Source organism: Neisseria subflava (assembly GCF_024205705.1).
GTDB lineage: Bacteria > Pseudomonadota > Gammaproteobacteria > Burkholderiales > Neisseriaceae > Neisseria > Neisseria subflava_D.
This window is the reverse complement of the sequence record NZ_CP073115.1, coordinates 1,456,184-1,475,424: the sequence shown is the minus strand read 5'-3', so window position 1 is coordinate 1,475,424 and position 19,241 is coordinate 1,456,184. Positions and strand designations below refer to the sequence as shown.

The 19,241-nt window shown below is 50.0% G+C and carries 19 protein-coding genes, 2 tRNA genes and 1 pseudogene; 13 read left to right on the top strand and 9 right to left on the bottom strand.

The annotated features are described in order from the left end of the window. Positions 1–136 precede the first annotated feature (136 nt). A complete protein-coding gene (locus KCG54_RS07150) occupies positions 137–3,190 on the bottom strand; it encodes a DNA translocase FtsK (protein ID WP_254323808.1) in 3,054 nt (1,017 codons plus the stop codon). A gap of 164 nt (positions 3,191–3,354) precedes the next feature. On the opposite strand from KCG54_RS07150, the gene KCG54_RS07145 reads away from it, so the two are divergent. Together KCG54_RS07145 and KCG54_RS07140 are read left to right on the top strand one after the other, a co-directional pair. Next, positions 3,355–4,032, top strand: coding sequence for an energy-coupling factor ABC transporter permease (locus tag KCG54_RS07145; RefSeq protein ID WP_254324996.1), 678 nt, complete (start codon positions 3,355–3,357; stop codon positions 4,030–4,032). An 80-nt stretch (positions 4,033–4,112) separates the two neighbouring features. After that, positions 4,113–4,472, top strand: a complete 360-nt coding sequence (locus tag KCG54_RS07140; RefSeq protein WP_107867620.1) for a CrcB family protein — start codon at positions 4,113–4,115, stop codon at positions 4,470–4,472. A gap of 76 nt (positions 4,473–4,548) precedes the next feature. Here KCG54_RS07140 and KCG54_RS07135 read toward each other — a convergent pair whose 3' ends face one another. From KCG54_RS07135 to ppx, 5 genes are all read right to left on the bottom strand, one after another. Next, positions 4,549–5,238: a suppressor of fused domain protein gene (locus KCG54_RS07135; protein ID WP_254323807.1), complete on the bottom strand. Its 690-nt coding sequence runs from the start codon at positions 5,236–5,238 to the stop codon at positions 4,549–4,551. A 112-nt stretch (positions 5,239–5,350) separates the two neighbouring features. After that, positions 5,351–5,977 carry an NAD(P)H-hydrate epimerase gene (locus KCG54_RS07130; protein ID WP_254323806.1) on the bottom strand — a complete coding sequence of 209 codons (627 nt, stop codon included), beginning with the start codon at positions 5,975–5,977 and terminating at the stop codon, positions 5,351–5,353. A gap of 22 nt (positions 5,978–5,999) precedes the next feature. Further along, positions 6,000–6,914, bottom strand: a complete 915-nt coding sequence (truB, locus tag KCG54_RS07125) for a tRNA pseudouridine(55) synthase TruB (protein ID WP_254323805.1) — start codon at positions 6,912–6,914, stop codon at positions 6,000–6,002. Between the two features lie 67 nt (positions 6,915–6,981). After that, positions 6,982–7,353: a 30S ribosome-binding factor RbfA gene (rbfA, locus tag KCG54_RS07120; RefSeq protein ID WP_003685554.1), complete on the bottom strand. Its 372-nt coding sequence runs from the start codon at positions 7,351–7,353 to the stop codon at positions 6,982–6,984. An 87-nt stretch (positions 7,354–7,440) separates the two neighbouring features. After that, positions 7,441–8,949, bottom strand: coding sequence for an exopolyphosphatase (gene ppx, locus KCG54_RS07115; protein WP_254323804.1), 1,509 nt, complete (start codon positions 8,947–8,949; stop codon positions 7,441–7,443). 173 nt (positions 8,950–9,122) lie between these two features. Here ppx and KCG54_RS07110 point away from each other — a divergent pair, with 173 nt between their 5' ends. From KCG54_RS07110 to KCG54_RS07100, 3 genes are all read left to right on the top strand, one after another. Further along, on the top strand, positions 9,123–9,746 hold the full coding sequence (locus KCG54_RS07110) for a lytic transglycosylase domain-containing protein (RefSeq protein ID WP_101755603.1): 624 nt from the start codon (positions 9,123–9,125) through the stop codon (positions 9,744–9,746). Positions 9,747–9,936: 190 nt separating this feature from the next. Continuing rightward, entirely contained in the window at positions 9,937–11,319 is a 1,383-nt protein-coding gene (locus tag KCG54_RS07105) for an MFS transporter (protein ID WP_070461587.1), read from the top strand. 1 nt (position 11,320) lies between these two features. Beyond that, entirely contained in the window at positions 11,321–11,848 is a 528-nt protein-coding gene (locus KCG54_RS07100) for a single-stranded DNA-binding protein (protein ID WP_254323803.1), read from the top strand. Between the two features lie 73 nt (positions 11,849–11,921). Here the strand turns inward: KCG54_RS07100 and plsY are convergent, their stop codons facing one another. Then, positions 11,922–12,533, bottom strand: coding sequence for a glycerol-3-phosphate 1-O-acyltransferase PlsY (plsY, locus tag KCG54_RS07095; RefSeq protein ID WP_063075428.1), 612 nt, complete (start codon positions 12,531–12,533; stop codon positions 11,922–11,924). A gap of 57 nt (positions 12,534–12,590) precedes the next feature. Between plsY and folB the strand changes: the two genes are divergently transcribed. From folB to KCG54_RS07080, 3 genes are all read left to right on the top strand, one after another. Next, positions 12,591–12,941 carry a dihydroneopterin aldolase gene (gene folB, locus KCG54_RS07090; protein ID WP_063075429.1) on the top strand — a complete coding sequence of 117 codons (351 nt, stop codon included), beginning with the start codon at positions 12,591–12,593 and terminating at the stop codon, positions 12,939–12,941. 45 nt (positions 12,942–12,986) lie between these two features. After that, complete coding sequence (locus tag KCG54_RS07085; protein ID WP_250579449.1) at positions 12,987–13,634, top strand: nuclease-related domain-containing protein; 648 nt, start codon at positions 12,987–12,989, stop codon at positions 13,632–13,634. 85 nt (positions 13,635–13,719) lie between these two features. Next, positions 13,720–14,256, top strand: a complete 537-nt coding sequence (locus KCG54_RS07080) for an NUDIX hydrolase (protein WP_049331539.1) — start codon at positions 13,720–13,722, stop codon at positions 14,254–14,256. Positions 14,257–14,385: 129 nt separating this feature from the next. Here KCG54_RS07080 and KCG54_RS07075 read toward each other — a convergent pair. Then, positions 14,386–15,023 (bottom strand): annotated as a pseudogene (locus KCG54_RS07075) (alpha/beta hydrolase). Between the two features lie 41 nt (positions 15,024–15,064). Continuing rightward, entirely contained in the window at positions 15,065–15,859 is a 795-nt protein-coding gene (locus KCG54_RS07070) for a polyamine aminopropyltransferase (RefSeq protein ID WP_254323802.1), read from the bottom strand. Positions 15,860–16,074: 215 nt separating this feature from the next. Between KCG54_RS07070 and KCG54_RS07065 the strand changes: the two genes are divergently transcribed. From KCG54_RS07065 to KCG54_RS07045, 5 genes are all read left to right on the top strand, one after another. Further along, a tRNA-Thr gene (locus KCG54_RS07065) sits at positions 16,075–16,150 on the top strand. A gap of 36 nt (positions 16,151–16,186) precedes the next feature. After that, positions 16,187–16,262 (top strand) — tRNA-Thr (locus tag KCG54_RS07060). A gap of 128 nt (positions 16,263–16,390) precedes the next feature. Then, positions 16,391–17,182: a 3-methyl-2-oxobutanoate hydroxymethyltransferase gene (gene panB / locus KCG54_RS07055; protein WP_254323801.1), complete on the top strand. Its 792-nt coding sequence runs from the start codon at positions 16,391–16,393 to the stop codon at positions 17,180–17,182. 119 nt (positions 17,183–17,301) lie between these two features. Continuing rightward, positions 17,302–18,138, top strand: coding sequence for a pantoate--beta-alanine ligase (gene panC / locus KCG54_RS07050; RefSeq protein ID WP_254323800.1), 837 nt, complete (start codon positions 17,302–17,304; stop codon positions 18,136–18,138). Between the two features lie 68 nt (positions 18,139–18,206). Then, a complete protein-coding gene (locus KCG54_RS07045; RefSeq protein WP_254323799.1) occupies positions 18,207–19,148 on the top strand; it encodes a DUF4424 family protein in 942 nt (313 codons plus the stop codon). Positions 19,149–19,241 lie beyond the last annotated feature (93 nt).

Sequence of the window (19,241 nt, the reverse complement as noted above, 5' to 3'; positions counted from 1 at the left end):
GCATTTAGATTTGTAAGAAATGTTGTTTATAGATTACTTATTTGCTTGTTTATTTGATTGGAATCTCTGAACCATATCTGATTTAAAAAGGCCGTCTGAAAAGTTTTCAGACGGCCTTGATTTATACAAGGATAAATTAATCCAGATGGTCGCTGCTTTGCGCCAAGATGGTGCGGTTGCCGTTGTTTTCCGCCGGGGAAACAATACCGTCGGCTTCCATTTGGTCAATCAGGCGGGCGGCGCGGTTGTAGCCGATGCGCAGTTGGCGTTGGATATTGGAAATGCTGGCCTTACGCGATTTTAAGACAACGGAAACGGCTTCGTCATACATGGGGTCGAGGTCGCTGTCGTTGCTGCGGCTGGTGCCGGTAAAGTCTTCGGTTGAGCCGCTGCTTAAAATATCGTCGATATAATCGGGTGCGCCGAATTGTTTCAGGTATTCTACTACGCGGTGAACTTCATTGTCGGAAGCGAACGCGCCGTGTACACGTTGCGGATAGCCGGTACCGGGTGGCAGGAACAGCATATCGCCTTGGCCGAGCAGGTTTTCCGCGCCCATTTGGTCAAGAATCGTGCGGCTGTCGATTTTGCTGGATACTTGGAAGGCAATGCGTGTCGGAATATTGGCTTTAATCAGGCCGGTGATGACATCCACGCTGGGGCGTTGGGTGGCAAGAATCAAATGAATACCGGCTGCGCGTGCTTTTTGGGCAAGGCGGGCAATCAGTTCTTCAATTTTCTTACCTGCGGTCATCATCAGGTCGGCAAATTCATCTACGACGACCACAATAAACGGCAGTTTTTCCAATGGCTCAGGATCTTCAGGCGTGAGGCTGAACGGGCTGCCGATTTTTTCACCACGCGCGGCGGCTTCGGCAATTTTTTGGTTGAAACCGGCAAGGTTGCGCACGCCCATAAAGCTCATCAGGCGGTAGCGTTTTTCCATTTCGTTGACGCACCAGTTCAGTGCGTTTGCAGCCAATTTCATATCGGTTACGACAGGGGCGAGCAGGTGAGGAATGCCTTCGTAAATGCTCAGTTCCAGCATTTTCGGGTCAATCATAATCATGCGCACGTCTTCCGGCGTTGCTTTGAAGAGCATAGACAGAATCATGGCATTCACACCCACGGATTTACCCGAACCGGTCGTACCGGCAACCAGCAGATGCGGCGCTTTGGCCAAGTCTGTGACAACAGGCTGGCCGGTGATGTCTTGGCCGAGCGCGAGGGTCAGTTTGGATTTGGACTCGGTAAACGCAGGCGAATTGAAGATTTCGCTCAGGCGGATCATTTGGCGTTTCGGATTAGGCAATTCCAAGCCCATGCAGGTTTTGCCGGGGATGGTTTCCACCACGCGGATGGAAGCCACGCCAAGCGAGCGCGCCAAGTCTTTTTCAAGGTTCAAAACGGCACTGCCGCGTACACCGACATCAGGCTCAATCTCATAACGCGTAATGACCGGGCCGGAATAGGAGTCCATCACTTTGACTTTAACTTTGAACTCGGCCAGTTTTTCTTCGATGGTAATGCTGTTTTCCAACAACTGTTCTTCAGTTTGTGAGGCGCTCGGGTCAAACTGCGGCGGTAGGAGCAGGGCAGTGGTCGGTAGAAGCGCATCGGTCAGTGTTGTTGAAGTCGGATGAACTACGCTTGGCATACTCTTTTGAACGCTGGATTCTACGGTTTGAACAGGCGTTTCAACGACTGTCTGAGTATATTCAGACGGCCTTGCGATTGTTTCAACAGGTTCAAAGGGTTCAATGGTTTCAACCGCTTGAATAGCTTCTGCTTCCGCTTGTACAGGCGCTTCCGGCTCACCATCGAATTCGGTTTCTTCGACGGCAGATTCGCTAATTAAATAATCGCGGATACTGCGTTCAGGTTGGTTGCTGACGTGCGCATTGACTTGCGAATCAAAAATCGGCACTTGGATTTTATGTTCAAAAGCAGGCGGCTCGGGGATATCAATCGGTGCAATCGAGGTTTGGAAAACGGGCGGCTCGGGAATATCGGTTTTAGCCATAGGGACAACCGGTACGGCAGGCGGCTCGACTACGGTTGCGTTTGGCGCGGCAGGTCGGGAGATATAAGGGGATTTTTTAACAGGCGCAGCCGGTTTCGGACGGGACGGCGTTGCCGGTGCGGCAGGTTGCGGTGCAACAGCTTCCGTGGCAGCTTGTTTACGCGCCCATCTTTCGGCGGCCGCTTCTGTATGGCGGACTTGACGGCGCAAGCTGGCAGGACGGCTAATTTGTCCCAAGTTGGCCAGAATTTCGTCATTTTCGATGGTGCGCGGAGAGTAGTCGCGCAAAGGGGCGACGGCCGCGGCCAGTTTGTGGCGCGCGGCGGTACGGCGGGCAAGGTTGTCGTGAATATCTTCCGCTTGGATTTCAGAAGGGAATGCCTGCATGGAAGTATAGGGGAGGACAGCTTCTTTTTCGGCAGTTCTTAAGGCCGTCTGAACGGTTTCGATATGCGGCGCATTGGCTTCTGCCACGCGGACATTATTGGCGCGTGCCAAGGCACGTTCGCGTGTGCGGCGCAAGATGGGGTCGTTGTAGTCGATGATTTCCATGCCGGTCATCGGCAGGGATGAGGCGCGCAACAATGGAGTTTCGACTTCGTCTTTGTAAATTGGCGCATTTTTTTCAGCCAAATGCTCGTTCCATTCTTCAACTGCTGCTTCGTGCAGGGAACGGGTGGCTTCTTCTAATGTGATTTCTTCAAAATTGCTGTTTTGCACCAAAGACGGGCTGTATTCGGGCGTTTCCATTTGTGCAAACGGCGTGATTTTAGGAATACGTTCCGGTTTGGCAGATTTGCGGGTTTTAGGTGCAACTTTGATTTCTTCTTCGGTCGCTGCGATGTGTTCCGGCTCTTCGGTAAACGGTTCGGCTGCGTGCTCTTCGTTTGTTTCGGCGCGTTGCATTTTATTGTGTTCGAGCGCGGAAAGCAGGCGGATGCGGGCGATTTTATGGTTGTCGGCAGTGCGCTTGTTCATGCTGAACAAACGTTTCAGGCTGTCCAGTTGGTCGGAAAAACCGACCGGGTTGTCTTCTTCGTTTATTTCTTGTTCGTCGCCACTGAGTCGGGCCAATTCTTGGCGCCACTTTTGCTCTTGTTTCTGGCGCCACCAGAACAAGCCGGCTATGACAGCCAGCAGAATTAAAGCCAATATTGTCCAAAGCATGCGTCCATCCCCTTAATTAAACGGCAAAGTCCGTTATTCTAACGCTTTTTTCGGGTAAACAAAACCAGCCGAAACAAGCTTTAACGGCAAAGGCAGACAGGATTGTCAAAGCTATGGCTTGAGACGCGTATAATAGGCCGTCTGAACATTTTGCGGATGAGATGATGATTTTTCAAAACGGATGGTTTCCCGTTGGTGTCGTGATGGCGGCATGGCCTGTGTTGCTGGTGATTTTTGCTTTGTGTGCAAAGCAGGCATGGGTGTCGGTATCGCAGCATCGTTCCGCTTTTTTGGTGGCTGCCGTGATGTTGCCGCTGGCTTGGAGTTTGAATGCCTCCCCGGAAAGCGGACAACTGGCCGGCATGAGCTATCATTTGCTCGCCTTGAACCTGACGGCTTTAATGCTGGGCACTTCTGCTGCATTCTGCCTTGGCGTATTGTTTTTTCTTCCATATTTGTGGCTTTGGGGCGATTGGCATATGTTCCCCATCAATGCCTTGTCCGTATTGCTTCCTCCTTTGTTGGTAAACTTGGGTTTCCGCCATTGGGTGTCGCGTTTGCCTGCCAATATCTTTATCTTTATTTTTCTGAATGGTTTTTGGGCTGCGGCGGTCGGTATGGTGTTTATCGGCGTAATTTTGGTCGGTTTGTTAGACTGGGCGGATGTATTTGATACGTCGGTATTATGGAAAACCGCTTTCCCTGTTTTCTTCTTAATTGCTTGGGCGGAGGCATTTTTGAGCGGTATTTCAACAGCCATTTTTATCGCGCTCAAGCCACAATGGATTTGTACTTTCGATGACGGCAGGTATTTGAAATCCGAGCCTAAAATTTGGCAATAAGATATGAAGGCATCCTTGTTTGGTTTCAGACGGCCTAATGACCGGATGGCCTGTTTTTTGAATTGAATGTTTAACTTGTTATGTTTGCTTATATTTTTCCCATTGTTTGCGGTGCCGCTGTCGGGGCTGTATTGCGTTGGCTGTGTGGCTTGGTGCTGGTGTCTTCTGCGCCTTTTTCTATCGGTACATTGGCGGCAAACTGGCTGGGCGCGCTGCTGATTGGTGTATTGGCGGAACTCTTAACCGATCCGCAATGGCGTTTGCTTTGGATTACCGGCTTTCTCGGCAGCTTGACCACATTTTCAGGTTTTTCAGTGGAAATGGTAGGTTTGATGCAGGCGCAACGTTGGGGCATGGCTTTGATGGCAACCTGTCTGCATGTTTTCGGTTCGTTTGGTTTGACGGCGCTGGGGATTAAATTGGCGCAGATTTGGAAGTAAGTTACTATTTTTTATTTGAAATATAAACCGGAGGCCGTCTGAAAATCTGTTTTCAGACGGCCTCCGGTTTAATCAGTTAGGGTTGTACATAGTTTTTTGTACGCGCTAAATCGGTAATCAACAGCGGATTGTCTTTGCGCATCATATCGATCAGCTCTTGGCAACGTTTGGTTGTTGGATCTTGCCAGAGCCAGTCAAGCTCGGGCTGGGTAAGGCCGACTATCTGCAGAAATTGAACTTCGCCGTTTGGTGTTTTGATAGCAGGCAGCTTGGGGTCTGGTGCGAAGGCTACGCCGACGATGGCGGTTTCTGTATCCATTCGGATAGGGCCGTTAGTTGAAGTAAAGTGGTAGGCTTCAAACCAGTTGCCACTTTCAAAAACGTAACGGCCAAGGTTATTCATCATATTGACTGCCCAATAAGGCTCATGTTTGGTGTTGTAGTCGGAATCCGGATCTTGATCGTAAGGGGGAGTACGGAAAGTAAATTCAAATCCCCATTTACTGTAATCTGCACCGGCAAGTTCTGGATTAAAGTAAAGTTCGCTCATGCCGTAAGAAACAATATGGCGATGGAAGGTTTGCTCTTCGCAATCAAAAATATCGCTATTGTCCAGTGGATCGGTGCCTCCCAACCAATATTTGATTATAGGGCCGTAGGAGCGTGGTTTGACATCTCCATAAAGTGCTTTAAGCGCGGCATCTATGGCTTCCCAGCCGACAGCCTGATCTTCTTTAAAAGTTTGGCGGTATTCTTGTTCGTTCATTGTCTGTTTCCGTGTCGTTGATGATTGGCTTGTAAATTAATTGGCGTGTTTCTTTTAGAATGAGCAGTTTCTAAAAATAGAGCGATTTAAATATGACATATTATTTGCTTTTTTAATCAATGCCAATAGGTAAACAGACAGTTTCTTGACAATAGGTTTGGCCGGACTCGCTTAAGTGTGCCGGTTTGTAGGCGGCAAAGGTGTAGGTCAGGTCTGCGCGGAATGTGTCGGGAGCGGCTTCGGCGGTGTCGCAGTTGAGGCCGGTGGGAATATCGAGGGCGACTTTCAGGCCGTCTGAATGATTGAGTTGGCGGCAGAGGACGGCGATTTCGGTTGGAAGCGCGCCGCTGAAGCCTGTACCGAATATGCCTTCGATAATGATGTCGTAACCTTTTTTCAGACGGCCTTCCAGTTCTTGTGCGGATATCAATTCAATGTGGGGCAAACCGTTGAGGCGTTCGCGATTGGTTTGAGCCAAGGGGGAGAGGTTTTCTCCGAGTGAAAACAGAATATCGATGTGCCATCCTTGCGCCTGCATATATCTTGCCATGACTAAACCGTCGCCGCCGTTGTTGCCTTTGCCGCAAACGATCAGGGCGCGTCCGGCTTGAGGATGACGCTGCATGAGGTCTTGGGCGGCTGAGCTGCCGGCATTTTCCATCAGTTGGTCGAAGCTTGTGCCTTTATCGACGGCTGCTTGTTCGCGTTCGCGCATTTGAGCGGCGGTATAGACTTTCATGATTGGCTTTCTTTGCAGGAAGTTATTTGTCGGCGGTATTCATCAGACGCAAGGCTTTCAGACGGCCTATTTCTTTTTGATATTCCACCAGTCCGATAAATGTGCCGTCTCGGCTGTACACACGGATGGGCTGTTCGGCGGAAATGTCTTCGGTAAACTGGGGGCGCTGGCCGTGTTTAAGCATGGTAACGGCGTAGTCGTTTAACTCAAGTTTGGGGAAATGTTGCACCAAGACATCGCAAGGCAGCAACAAGGCATCGCGTTCGGCTTCGTCCAATTCTGCCAAGGCTTCGAGCGTGTGGCTTTGGGCAATGGTAAAACCGGCGGTTTCAGTACGGCGCAGGGCGGTCAGGTGGGCGAATGTGCCGATATGTTTAGCGATGTCTTCGCTGAGGGTGCGGATGTAAGTACCCTTGCTGCAACGTACGTCTATCACGGCTTTTGGTGCATCAAATTCAGTGATATCAATGGAGTAAATGGTGATGTCGCGCGCTTTGCGTTCAATAACGATACCTTTGCGCGCGTATTCGTACAGCGGTTTGCCTTCGTGCTTGAGGGCTGAAAACATCGGCGGCACTTGGCGGATATCGCCCGTTAAGGCTTGGCAGGCCGTCTGAAATTCGGACAATGAAATATCGGCGCGTGCGGTGGCAACGATTTCACCTTCGGCGTCACCCGTACTGCTGGCTTCGCCCAGTTTCAGCGTGGCCGTATAGGCTTTGTCGGCATCAATCAGATATTGGGCGAACTTGGTCGCTTCGCCGAAACAAACAGGCAAAAGCCCTGTGGCCAAAGGATCGAGTACGCCAGTATGCCCGGCTTTTTCGGCACGGAACAAGCGCCGTGCTTTTTGCAGGGCAGTGTTGCTGGAAAGGCCTTCAGGCTTGTCGAGGAGAAGGACGCCGTTGACCGAGCGTTTGGTAGGTTTATTGGTCATATTAATTAGGGAATATTAATGTTCAGGCCGTCTGAAGGCATTCAGACGGCCTGTATGTTTTAATCAATCAGTCTTCAACCGGTTTTTCCGCCGCTACTTGGTCGATCAGGCTGGAAATGCTCATGCCGCGTTCGAGTGATTCGTCGTATTTGAAGTGCAGCTCGGGCGTTTTGAAGAGTTTGATGCGTTTGGCCAATTCGCTGCGCAAATGGCCTTTGGCGTGTTCCAAAGCTTCTTCGGTAATGTCGCGTGTGCTGTCGTCGAGGACGGTGTAGAACACGGTGGCGTGGCTGTAATCGCGGGTGACTTCGACTTCGTTGATGGTGATGAAACCGGCGCGCGGGTCTTTCAGGCCGGTGCGGACGAGTTCGGCAAGCTCGCGCATGATTTGTTCTTTGACACGGTCTTGGCGGGCGTAGCCGCGTTGGGGTTTTCTCATGGTTTTCCTTGATGTATGGCAGGCTGTCATTTTCAGACGGCCTGCGGTTTGGATTTTGAAAAGCTGCCTATTATAACGGAGCGCGGTTTATTGTGCTTGAACCGAGAAAGGCATATCGATTTTTTGCCATTGCGCGCTTTCGTAGTCCAGCGCATCGGCGATGAGGGGGTGTTGCTCCAGCCATTGGGCATTGATGCGCAAGATGAAACTGTGGCTGTTTTCATCGACGCGAAGCTGGGTTTGCGGCGGCAAATCGAGCGGCAGGCGCGAGCGGCAGAAGAGGGCGGCCAGACGCAGGGACAATACGGCACACCACATGATTTCGTTGTCGCCGATAATGTCCGCCATTTTCTTGAGGTCGCCGCGATGGCCGATAACCAGTTGCGCCAAAATGGTTTGCTCTTTGCGTGAGAAGCCCGGCATATCGGCGTTTTCGAGAATGTAGGCGGAGTGTTTGTGATAACCGGTATGGGCGATATCCAAGCCGATTTCATGCAGACGGCCTGCGCGGCTGAGGTATTGGTTCCACAGGGCGAGTTCTTGAACGGTTACGTTTTTGGCGTGGCACAGGCTGTTCATGAAGGCTTGCGCGGTATCGGCAACACGTTTGGCTTGGTTGAGGCTGACGTGGTAGCGTTTTTGGAACTCTGCCGTTGTCTGCTCGCGCATATCGACATTGAGGCTGCGGCCGATTAAGTCGTAGAACACGCCGTCGCGGAGGGCGGCTTCGGTAACGGTCATTTTGGTCAGCGAGAGTTCGTCGAAAGCGGCCATCATCACGGCCAACCCGCCCGCAAAAACTTCGACGCGTTCGGGTTTGAGGTTTTCAAATTTGGCTTTTTTAACCGAACCGGCTTCGATAATCCTATCGGCAAGATAACGCATGCCTTGGGCGGTAATGTCGGCTTCCTGCGGCAATTCGGCCGCCAAAACGTCGCGTATGGATTTGGCCGAACCGGACGTGCCGATGGCGAAATCCCAACCGGTGCGCTTCATCAGTTTGCTGATGCGCTGGATTTCGATACGCGCGGCGGAAACGGCGGCTTGGAAATCTTTGGCGGTCACTTTGTTTTGGAAGAAGCGCATGCTGTATGTTACGCAGCCCAAAGGCAGGCTTTCTGTGGTCAGCGGTTGCAAATCCGAGCCGATGACAAATTCGGTCGAGCCGCCGCCAATGTCGATAACCAGCATTTTGTCGCCTTTGGGCGGCAGGGTATGCACTACGCCGGTGTAAATCAGACGCGCTTCTTCGCGGCCGGCAATGACTTCGATGGGAAAACCCAGCGCCGCTTCGGCACGGGGCAGGAATTGGGCGATGTTTTTGGCGACGCGGAAAGTGTTGGTGGCCACCACGCGCACGTTTTCAGGTTGGAATCCGCGCAGGCGTTCGCCGAATTTTGCCAAACATTCCAAGGCTTGTTCTTGAGAGGCTTCGCTCAGGTTTTTTTGTTCGTCCAAGCCGGCGGCAAAGCGTACCATTTGTTTGAAGGAGTCGATGACTTTCAGCTGGCCGTTGTTGTTTTCACAAATTTGCAGGCGGAAACTATTGGAACCCAAATCGACGGAGGCTAAAACGTTGGCGGGAGTGGTGGTCATAAAAAATACCGCTTGATTAGAAAAACCTAAATGTTACTTGAGGCGGTATCACTTGACAATAAAAGGAATACAGCTCTTTGATTCTGCTCATAGATGTATTTTATAATGCCGATTTTAAGCAAATATATCAAAGGCCGTCTGAACTTTTCTGACGGCCTAAAAAGAGAAAACACATGAAATCGGAAAACCAAGATTCCTTATTTTTATCGCGCCGCCGCCTGTTGCAAGTCGGCGGAGCCATGCTTCTGACGCCTACGGCCGCATGGGCGGGGGCGCAACGTGAAGAAACGCTGGCCGATGATGTGGCGTCCGTGATGCGCAGTTCGATCAATAGCGCCAGTCCTGCGCGGCTGGTGTTTACCGATGCAAGGGAAGGGGAGCGTTGGTTGGCGGCGATGTCTTCCCGATTGGCACGCTTTATTCCCGATGAAGGCGAGCGCCGCCGTCTGCTGATCAATATCCAATACGAAAGCAGCCGGGCCGGACTCAATACTCAAGTGATTTTGGGTTTGATTGAAGTGGAAAGCGCGTTTCGCCAATATGCCATCAGTGGCGTGGGTGCGCGCGGTTTGATGCAGGTGATGCCGTTTTGGAAAAACTATATCGGCAATCCGTCGCACAACCTTTTCGACATCCGCACCAATCTGCGCTACGGCTGCACTATTCTGCGCCATTACAACAATATCGAAAAAGGCAATATTGTCCGCGCGTTGGCAAGGTTTAACGGCAGCTTGGGCAGCAACAAATATCCGAATGCCGTATTGGGCGCGTGGCGGAATAGATGGCAGTGGGGTTGATTCGGGATAAATGGGATAGGGCATGCTGGTTTTCAGTTGAAACCGTTTTATACCGATGAAGCAGGTTTGCGATAAACGGCTTGCGATTTGACCCCATGCAATTCTTTTGAATCCTGTATAATCAGGAAATCTGTTAATTCACACTTTCAGACGGCCTTTCGCAAACTTAAGGCCGTCTGAAACATTATTTATGGCAAGAGATAACCGCATTCAAATGTTTCCGCACGAGTGGCGTGCCAGTACCACACTTTCCGGCGTTTACGCACTGCGTATGTTGGGGATGTTTTTGGTGTTGCCTGTTTTGGCGATGTATGCCGCTTCGTTGCCCGGAGCAGAAAACAATAAAGCGCTGGTCGGTATGGCGATGGGTATTTACGGGCTGACACAGGCTTTGCTACAGCTGCCTTTGGGCATGGCTTCCGACAAGTTCGGCCGCAAAAAAGTGATTTATGCCGGCCTGATTGTATTTGCGGCGGGTAGTTTTTTGGCCGCAGTTGCCGACAGTCTGCAGATGTTGGTTGCCGCGCGTGCCATTCAAGGAGCGGGTGCCGTCAGTGCGGCGGTAACGGCTTTGCTGGCAGATTTGACCCGTAACGAAGTGCGGACGCGTGCGATGGCGATGATCGGCCTAAGTATCGGCTTGACCTTCTCCGTCAGCCTAGTGCTGGCGCCGATGATTGCCAGCTTTATCGGCGTATCCGGCCTGTTTGCGCTGACCGGTATTCTGACGGTAATCAGTATCGGCGTGGTTGCCTGGATGACACCTGATCCGGAAGTGTCAAAAATGCACGAAGACACGCAGGCGCAGCCTTCGCGTATGGGTGAGGTATTGAAAAACCGCCAACTGCTCAATCTCGACTTCGGTATTTTTGCCTTGCATGCGGCGCAAATGGCTTTATTTACCGCATTGCCGTTTGCCATGACGCAGCTGGGTTTGGAAAAAATCCATCACTGGCAAGTCTATCTGCCGTCAACCATTACCGGCTTGATTATTATGGTGCCGCTGATTATCGTCGGCGAAACGCGCAACAAACTCAAACAAGTGTTTATCCTTGGTATCATCTGCATTGCCGCGGCGCAAATCGGTCTGCTGTTCGGAATGCACTCGGTATGGTTGATTACCGCTTATCTGATTGTTTATTTTATTGGTTTCAATGTATTGGAAGCCAGCCTGCCGTCTATGGTATCGAAAATCGCTCCGTCCGATTTGAAAGGCACGGCGATGGGCGTATATAACACCATGCAGTCGGTCGGCTTGTTTGTCGGCGGCGCAACCGGTGGTTTATTGTTCCAAAAATACGGTTTTGTAGGCGTATTTGCCTTTTGTAGCGTATTGATGTTGCTGTGGCTGGTATTGGCAGTCATTTCGCCGGCACCTAAACCTGTCAAAAACCTCAGCTATCCGCTTAACGCCGAATGGCAACAAAATCCGGATTTGCTCTACCAAAAATTGACCGAAATTGAAGGCGTTGAAAGCATCAGCTTTAGCGCAGACAAACAAACCATTTATATCAAGGCCTTGCAAAAAGGATTCGACCAAGAGGCCGCCGAAAAAATTATCACAGGAGTGTAAAATGTCATTGAATAAAGTTATCCTCATCGGCCGTCTCGGCCGCGACCCGGAAGTCCGCTATATGCCCAACGGCGAGGCCGTCTGTAACTTCAGCGTTGCCACCAGCGAAACGTGGAATGACCGTAACGGCCAACGCGTAGAACGTACCGAATGGCACAACATCACCATGTACCGCAAACTCGCCGAAATCGCCGGTCAATACCTGCGTAAAGGCAGCCAAGTGTACCTGGAAGGCCGTATCCAAAGTCGTAAATACCAAGGCAAAGACGGCATCGAGCGCACCGCTTACGACATTATCGCCAACGAAATGAAAATGCTCGGCGGTCGCAACGACAACAGCGGCGGCGCACCATACGATGACGGCTACAACCAAGGAGGTCATTCAAGCCAAAGCAGCTACCAACAAGTGCCACAACAGCAATACCAATCTGCTCCGGCTCAAGAACCCCCAGCCGCCCCAGCCCGTCGTCCTGCTCCGGCACAACCGACCGCTCCGGTTGATGATATCGACGACGATATTCCATTCTAATCATTGAGCAATACAAAAGGCCGTCTGAAAAATATACTTTCAGACGGCCTTTTATTTGAATGTATCTACGCTTTTAAGATTTTCCGGCTTTATCCCCGATTTTGCTTTCTTTGCCTTGAATCAGGTTTTGAATATTGCTTTTATGGCGGTACAACACCAATGCTGCAATGAATACGGTTGCCCATGCCCAAGAGGCGTGTGGCATCATGAAGAAGGCGAAGATTGGGGCACAGACGGTGGCGACCAGTGCAGCGAGAGAGGATACTTTGAAACCGAACGCCATAACCAGCCAGATCAAGGCGCAGAGCAGGGCGGTTGCGGGGGAGAGGGCGAGTAAGACGCCTAATGCGGTGGCTACGCCTTTGCCACCTTTAAAATTGAAAAATATTGGCCACATATGACCGACCAATGCGGCGATGGCAACCAGGGCTATCGTTGCATCAGATAAATTTAAAGCATCTTGCAGACAGCGTGCCAAGATGACGGCAACCAAGCCTTTTACTGCATCGCCGAGCAGGGTCAGTGCGGCTGCTTTTTTCTTACCGCTGCGCAAGACGTTGGTGGCACCAGGGTTGCCGGAGCCGTAAGTGCGCGGATCGTCCATGCCGTAATATTTTGATACGATGACGGCAAAAGACAGGGAGCCGATAAGATAGGCGGCAATAATGGCGAGTACATTGAACATTTTGGGTGCTTTACTTAAAATGGGAACGGTTATTCTATCAAAAAAACGGACAGGCAAATGGATAAAATCTTTTTGTACGGCATGAAGGCCGATACTTTAATCGGCGTATATGATTGGGAACGCGAGCGTAAACAGACTTTGATTTTGGATTTGGAAATCAGTGTTCCCGAGCGTACCGGCACGAGCGACGATATCGGCGACACCATTCATTATGGCGAAGTATGCGAAGTCGTACGCCGCAGCCTTGCCGAACAGGATTTTTTACTGCTGGAAACTTTGGCGGAACATATCGCCCAATTGATTTTAAATGATTTTGGTGCGGCCAAAGTGCGTGTCCGTATTGTGAAACCGGGTATCTTGCCAGATGTGGCCCAGGTCGGTATTGAGATTGAACGCACTCGGGAATAACCATAAATATATAAATTTTTAGTTTTAAATAAAAAAGAAAACGTCATGATTGAACAAATATTGGGAAGTATGTCAGGTATATTTTGGATTTTTCTGATCATTATTCCTTTGCTTTTATTAAAAGCACTGTTGAAAAATCCTAAAATAAAGGGAAGTATGGGAGAAATAGCAGTTCGTTCTGTAATTGGAAAAAATTTAGATGAGAAAACTTATTTTGAGTTTCACGATTTAATTATTCCATCTCGAGATGGTACGACACAAATTGATCATATTTATGTCTCAATTTTTGGGATATTTGTGATAGAAACTAAAAATTACACAGGCTGGATTTTTGGTAGTGAAAAACAATCTAAATGGACGCAAATCATCTATAAACAGAAACATTATTTCCAAAATCCGTTGCGTCAGAATTATGCTCATATCAAAGCATTGTCAGAACTATTGCAATTTCCTGAGGAGAAGTTTCATTCAATGGTAGTTTTCTTAGGTGATTGTGAGTTGAAATCGAAAATGCCACCAAATGTTTGCCGTATTAGGCAGGCGGCGGCTTATATTAAGAATTTTCAGACGGCCTTATTGCTTCCTCATGAGGTAGAGGCAATAGTTGCTGTATTGTCTTCAAGTGACTACCAAGCAAATAGTGAAAAGCTGCGAACACATACGGAGCGTTTGCAACAACGACATCAGCGGTAACTATTAGAAAAGGCATCCTCTGAGTTTATTTCTGTAAAATTTCAGACGGCCTTTAATATTTAATAATTTGGAAATGAGGTAAAAAATGGATTTGAAAGAAACTAAATTAAGCAGTGAGCCAATCTACGAAGGTTCTTTTGTTACCATCAGCCGCGATCGGGTGCGCCTGCCCAACGGCAATGAAAGCCAACGGGTTGTGATCCGTCATCCGGGTGCTGCGTGTGTATTGGCAGAAACGGAAGACGGCAAAGTTGTTTTGGTGCGCCAATGGCGTTATGCCGCCGATCAGGCGACGTTGGAATTGCCTGCGGGTAAATTGGATGTGGCGGACGAAGATCCTGCCGAATGCGCTTTGCGTGAGTTGGCGGAAGAAACGCCATATGTCGCCGATAGCGTCAAACTGCTGTACTCCTTTTATACTGCAGTCGGTTTTTGTGATGAAAAAATGTATCTCTACCAAGCGCAAGGCGTGCGTTTGGGCAGCGAGTTGAGCAATGATGAGGATGAAATTACAGAAACTGTCCTGATGAGCAAGGAAGAGGTACGCACTGCATTGGCAAACGATGAAATCAAAGATGGTAAGACTTTGATTGGTTTGCAGTATTGGTTGACTCAGAATTGAGATGTTAAGTAGAAAATCCTTGATGGATTTCTGAATACTTGAGCCTGATATTTGATAATAAGGTTTTCATATAAACAGGGCCGTCTGAAAAAGCTTTCAGACGGCCTTGTTTTATTTTGTAGCCGGATTTTAACCTAATAAAGCCGGTGCAAACCGTGTGATCGTATCGCGCAAAACGATGAGTTTGCCGTGGAAGAAGTGGGACGAACCGGCAATGGTCACAACAGGCAGGCCTTGCGGTTCTGCCCATGTCAGGGCTTTGTTGATTTCGACGACTTCGTCTTCCGCGCCATGAATCATCAATGTTTTGGCGACATCGGGAACGTTGGATGGTTCCGGGCGGTCGGTGTAGTGATGGACGGCTGCACCCATCAGCAACAGTAAATCAGGCGTGCGCGCTTGTGCGGCAAAGGTGGAAACGTAGCCACCGAATGAGAAACCTGCCAGGGCGAATTGCGGCGCGTCAGGATGTTGCGCACGGGCGTAGTCGATAACGGCAATGCAGTCTTGCGTTTCGCCACGGCCGTAGTCGTGTTCGCCTTGGCTATTGCCTACGCCGCGCAAATTGGGCAGGTAGCAATGGAAGCCGAGCTGGCTGAGGGCTTTGGCGGCGGTTTGGATGACTTTGTTGGTGTTGGTGCCGCCTTGCAGGGATTGGGGTGGTTGATGACGGCAACGCCGCGGGCGGATTCTTGTGTGCTTGGCAGGTAGATGGTTTCCAGCAAACCGGCCGGGCCGGGGATTTGAATGATATCGGGTTTGAGCATGAGTGTGTCCTTGTTTGTTTTTTCAGACGGCCTGAAGCGGTTTACAGATAAAAAGTCTTGCCGTTGTTTTGATTGTTGGCTTTCAAATCAGCAAGCATCCGTTTGAAGTCCAAGCCGTATTTTTCGCTTAATTTTTCGGCGCGTTTTTTCAGGTTGTCAAGATTTTGCTCTTTGGGGCTGCTTTGGAACGCCATGACCGCTACGTTACCGTGGCTTTCTGCAGGCAGCTCGAGTACGCGGCCGTCAAAGACGTTGAGCAGGCGTTCGACAAAGCGTTGATAACGCTGATCACCGCTCCACCAGTTGGTAACAAATACGCCGTCGGGGGAGAGGGCATTGCGGCAGTCTTGGAAGAAGGGTTCTTCCACCAAAGCATCGATAATCTGTTCGCCGTCAAAACCGTCGACCAAAATCACATCGGTATTGTGGCGAAACACTTTAATATATTCCGCACCATCCGCCTCGATAATTTCAAAATTTTCGCCTTCGTGCGGCAATTCAAACAGGCTGCGCGCCACGGCGATGACTTGCGGATTGATGTCAATGGCGGTTTGCTTAGTGTGGGGCAGATAGCTGTCTATCCAACGGGCAAACGAGCCTCCGCCCAAGCCGATTTGGGTGATATGTTTGGGCGGGGTTTCTGCAAACAGCAGCCAACCCATCATGGCGCGGCTGTACGACAACACCAGCTCGGACGGATGATCGACATTCATGGAGCTTTGAATGGTGTCGCTGCCCAAGTGCAGGGAACGGATATTGCCTTCTTCGGAAATGCCGACTTCGGGCAGATGGGATTTGGCTGGGCGCAGGCGGCGGTAAGGATGGCGGGGTGGCATGGGTGCAGACGAAAGATATAAAAGGCGTTATTTTAACAGAAACCATGATGTTTTGCGCTGGGGCGGTTTTCAGACGGCCTTTGAGTGTGTTGGATGGAAAGATAAGGTGTGTATTTAATTTTCTTTAAAATCATTGGTTTTTATAATTTCGTGAGTAACTTTGTTTTAAAATGCTTGCCAAGATGGGAACTTATCGGCATAATGCCGACTTCCTTGCCGGTATAGCTCAGTTGGTAGAGCACCTGACTTGTAATCAGGGGGTCCCGAGTTCGACTCTTGGTGCCGGCACCAGTTAAAGACTGATGGTGCCGTAAGGCATTTCAGTAAGCCGGTATAGCTCAGTTGGTAGAGCACCTGACTTGTAATCAGGGGGTCCCGAGTTCGACTCTTGGTGCCGGCACCAATTAAAAGCCCGATTGTGAAAGCAGTCGGGCTTTTTGCTTATGCTTTGATATTTTAAAAGCAGACCTTATAATACCGCGTTTCCATTACAACAAAGGGCTGCCCGTCGGGCGGAACACACAAAACACCATGATTACCGTAAACACTTTGCAAAAAATGAAAGCAGAGGGCGAAAAAATCGCCATGCTGACCGCTTATGAATCCAGCTTTGCCGCGCTAATGGACAATGCCGGCGTGGATGTATTGCTGGTCGGCGATTCTTTGGGTATGGCGGTGCAAGGTCGTCAGTCCACGTTGCCGGTGAGCTTGCAGGATATGTGCTACCACACCGAATGCGTGGCTCGCGGTACTAAAAATGCCATGATTGTCAGTGACTTGCCGTTTGGTGCGTATCAGCAGAGCAAAGAGCAGGCATTTGCGGCAGCGGCTGAGTTGATGGCGGCCGGCGCGCATATGGTCAAGCTCGAAGGCGGCGTCTGGATGGCGGAGACCACTGAATTTCTGCAAATGCGCGGTATCCCTGTTTGCGCCCACATCGGCCTGACCCCGCAATCCGTGTTTGCATTCGGCGGCTATAAAGTTCAAGGTCGCGGCGACAAGGCGGAAGCGTTGCTCAACGACGCCAAAGCGCATGATGCGGCAGGTGCGGCAATCGTATTGATGGAATGCGTTCCTGCAGAGTTGGCGAAAAAAGTGACCGAAACCGTTTCTTGCCCGACCATCGGTATTGGCGCAGGCGTGTATTGCGACGGTCAGGTTTTGGTGATGCACGATATGCTCGGCATTTTCCCCGGTAAAACCGCCAAATTCGTGAAGAACTTTATGCAGGGCAAAGACAGCGTTCAAGCTGCGGTCAAAGCCTATGTGGACGAAGTCAAAGCAAAAACGTTCCCATCTGTCGAACATACGTTTGTCGGATAAAATAAAAACCAGGCCGTCTGAAACTTATTTCAGACGGCCTTTTTGATGAATAAAAGCGTATAATCGGCGCGTGATTTCCGTTGATGAAACGGCGGAAAAGATAAAGGATTTTTCAAACCATGCAAATCATTCATACGATTAAAGAATTGCGCGAGTGGCGCAAAACTGCCGGAAAGGTGGCATTTGTACCGACTATGGGCAATCTGCACGAGGGCCATCTTGCGCTGGTGCGCGAAGCAAAAAAACGTGCCGATAACGTTGTGGTCAGTATTTTTGTCAACCGCCTGCAATTCGGACAAGGCGAGGATTTCGACAAATATCCGCGCACTTTGCAACAAGATGCCGACAAATTGACAGGCGAGGGCGTTGCCGTCGTGTTCGCGCCTGATGAAAAAGAGCTGTATCCGAATGTAGAACAGCGTTTCAATGTCGAGCCTCCGCACCTGCAAAATGAATTGTGCGGCAAATTCCGTCCGGGCCATTTCCGCGGCGTTGCGACCGTTGTGACTAAGTTGTTCAACATTGTTCAACCCGATACCGCCTGTTTCGGCAAAAAAGACTATCAGCAGCTGGCGATTATCAAAGGCTTTGTCGAAGACTTGAATTTCAATATCGAAATCGTTCCTGTCGATACCGGTCGCGCTTCAGACGGCCTGGCACTTTCCAGTCGCAACCAATATTTGAGCGAAGCAGAACGCGCAGAAGCGCCCCGTCTCTATCAAGAATTACAAAACATTGCCGCCGCCTTGAAAAACGGCAATCTGGATTACGCCCAGCTTGAAGCCGAATGTATCCGCCGTTTGACCGATGCCGGCTGGGTGGTTGATTACGTTGAAATCCGCCATGCACACAGCTTGGCAGTGGCTCATGTTGGCGATAAAGAATTGGTGGTGCTTGCCGCCGCCCGGTTGGGTACCACGCGCCTGATTGATAATTTGGAAGTGGCTTTGGCTTAAAACCAAGCTACTGTTAAAGGCCGTCTGAAACCTGTTTTTCAGACGGCCTGTTTCAAAGAGGTTAAATCATGAAACAAAAAGCTTTAATCTTGCTTCTTCTGCTGGCCGGGGCCGCTCATGCCAACGACAGTATGGGTACAGTCAGCACAAGCGGCATCAAATATCTGAAAAATCCGCATATCGATATGCAGAGCGAAGATTTGTACATCAGCGAAAACCAGATTCGCGTGCATTACCGGTTTAAAAACACCTCCTCGCAAGACCTTACCGAAACCGTCCTTTTCCCTTTGCCGATTGTTCCTGCTTTCATCGATTACGACTTTGCCGACACCAAGGGCTTGGTTGACAGCTTCCGAATTTACGCCGACGGCAAACCTGTCCGCCCGCAAACCCACGTCCGTGCCTATTTTGAACGGCGTAACGGCTCGCTGGTGGACGTGACCGCCGATTTGAAAAAATGCGGTTTGAGCGATCAGGAACTGATGCACCCTTGGACGAAAAAGCAAGACGGTGAAAAAATCGGCAGCAAAATCGGAGCCTGCCGCTCCGCCAAAGTCCAATCCATGCTGCCCAAACAGACGGATGAACTGCCCGATTGGTCGGCGCAGATTGTTTACAGCTGGAAGCAAACCTTCAAAGCCGGCAGCGTCACCGAAATCAAACACCAATACACCCCGCTGGTTGGCGGCAGCTTCCTGCCTTCGCTCAAAGCCAAAGACAGCAAAGCATTCATAGATGAGTACTGTATGGATGAAAACTTCCTTAAAAACTTTAAGACTGTGGAAGAAGGTTCAAAGCTTTATCACTATTTGGGTTATGTCTTGACTACAGGTGCTAACTGGGCAAAACCGATAGGAAAATTCACGTTGACCATAGATCGCGAGCCCAATACTGTTATTTCACTCTGCTGGGACAAATCCTTGCGCAAAGTAGGGCCGAACCGTTTCCAAGCAGTCAAAGAAAATTTCCTGCCGAAGAAAGACTTAGACATTATTTTCGTTTATAACTAATCTTATTTTGGCATACATAAAAGGCCGTCTGAAAGCTTATTTAGGTTTTCAGACGGCCTTTTGTTACAATAACGCTTTTGCGTTTCTAAGGCT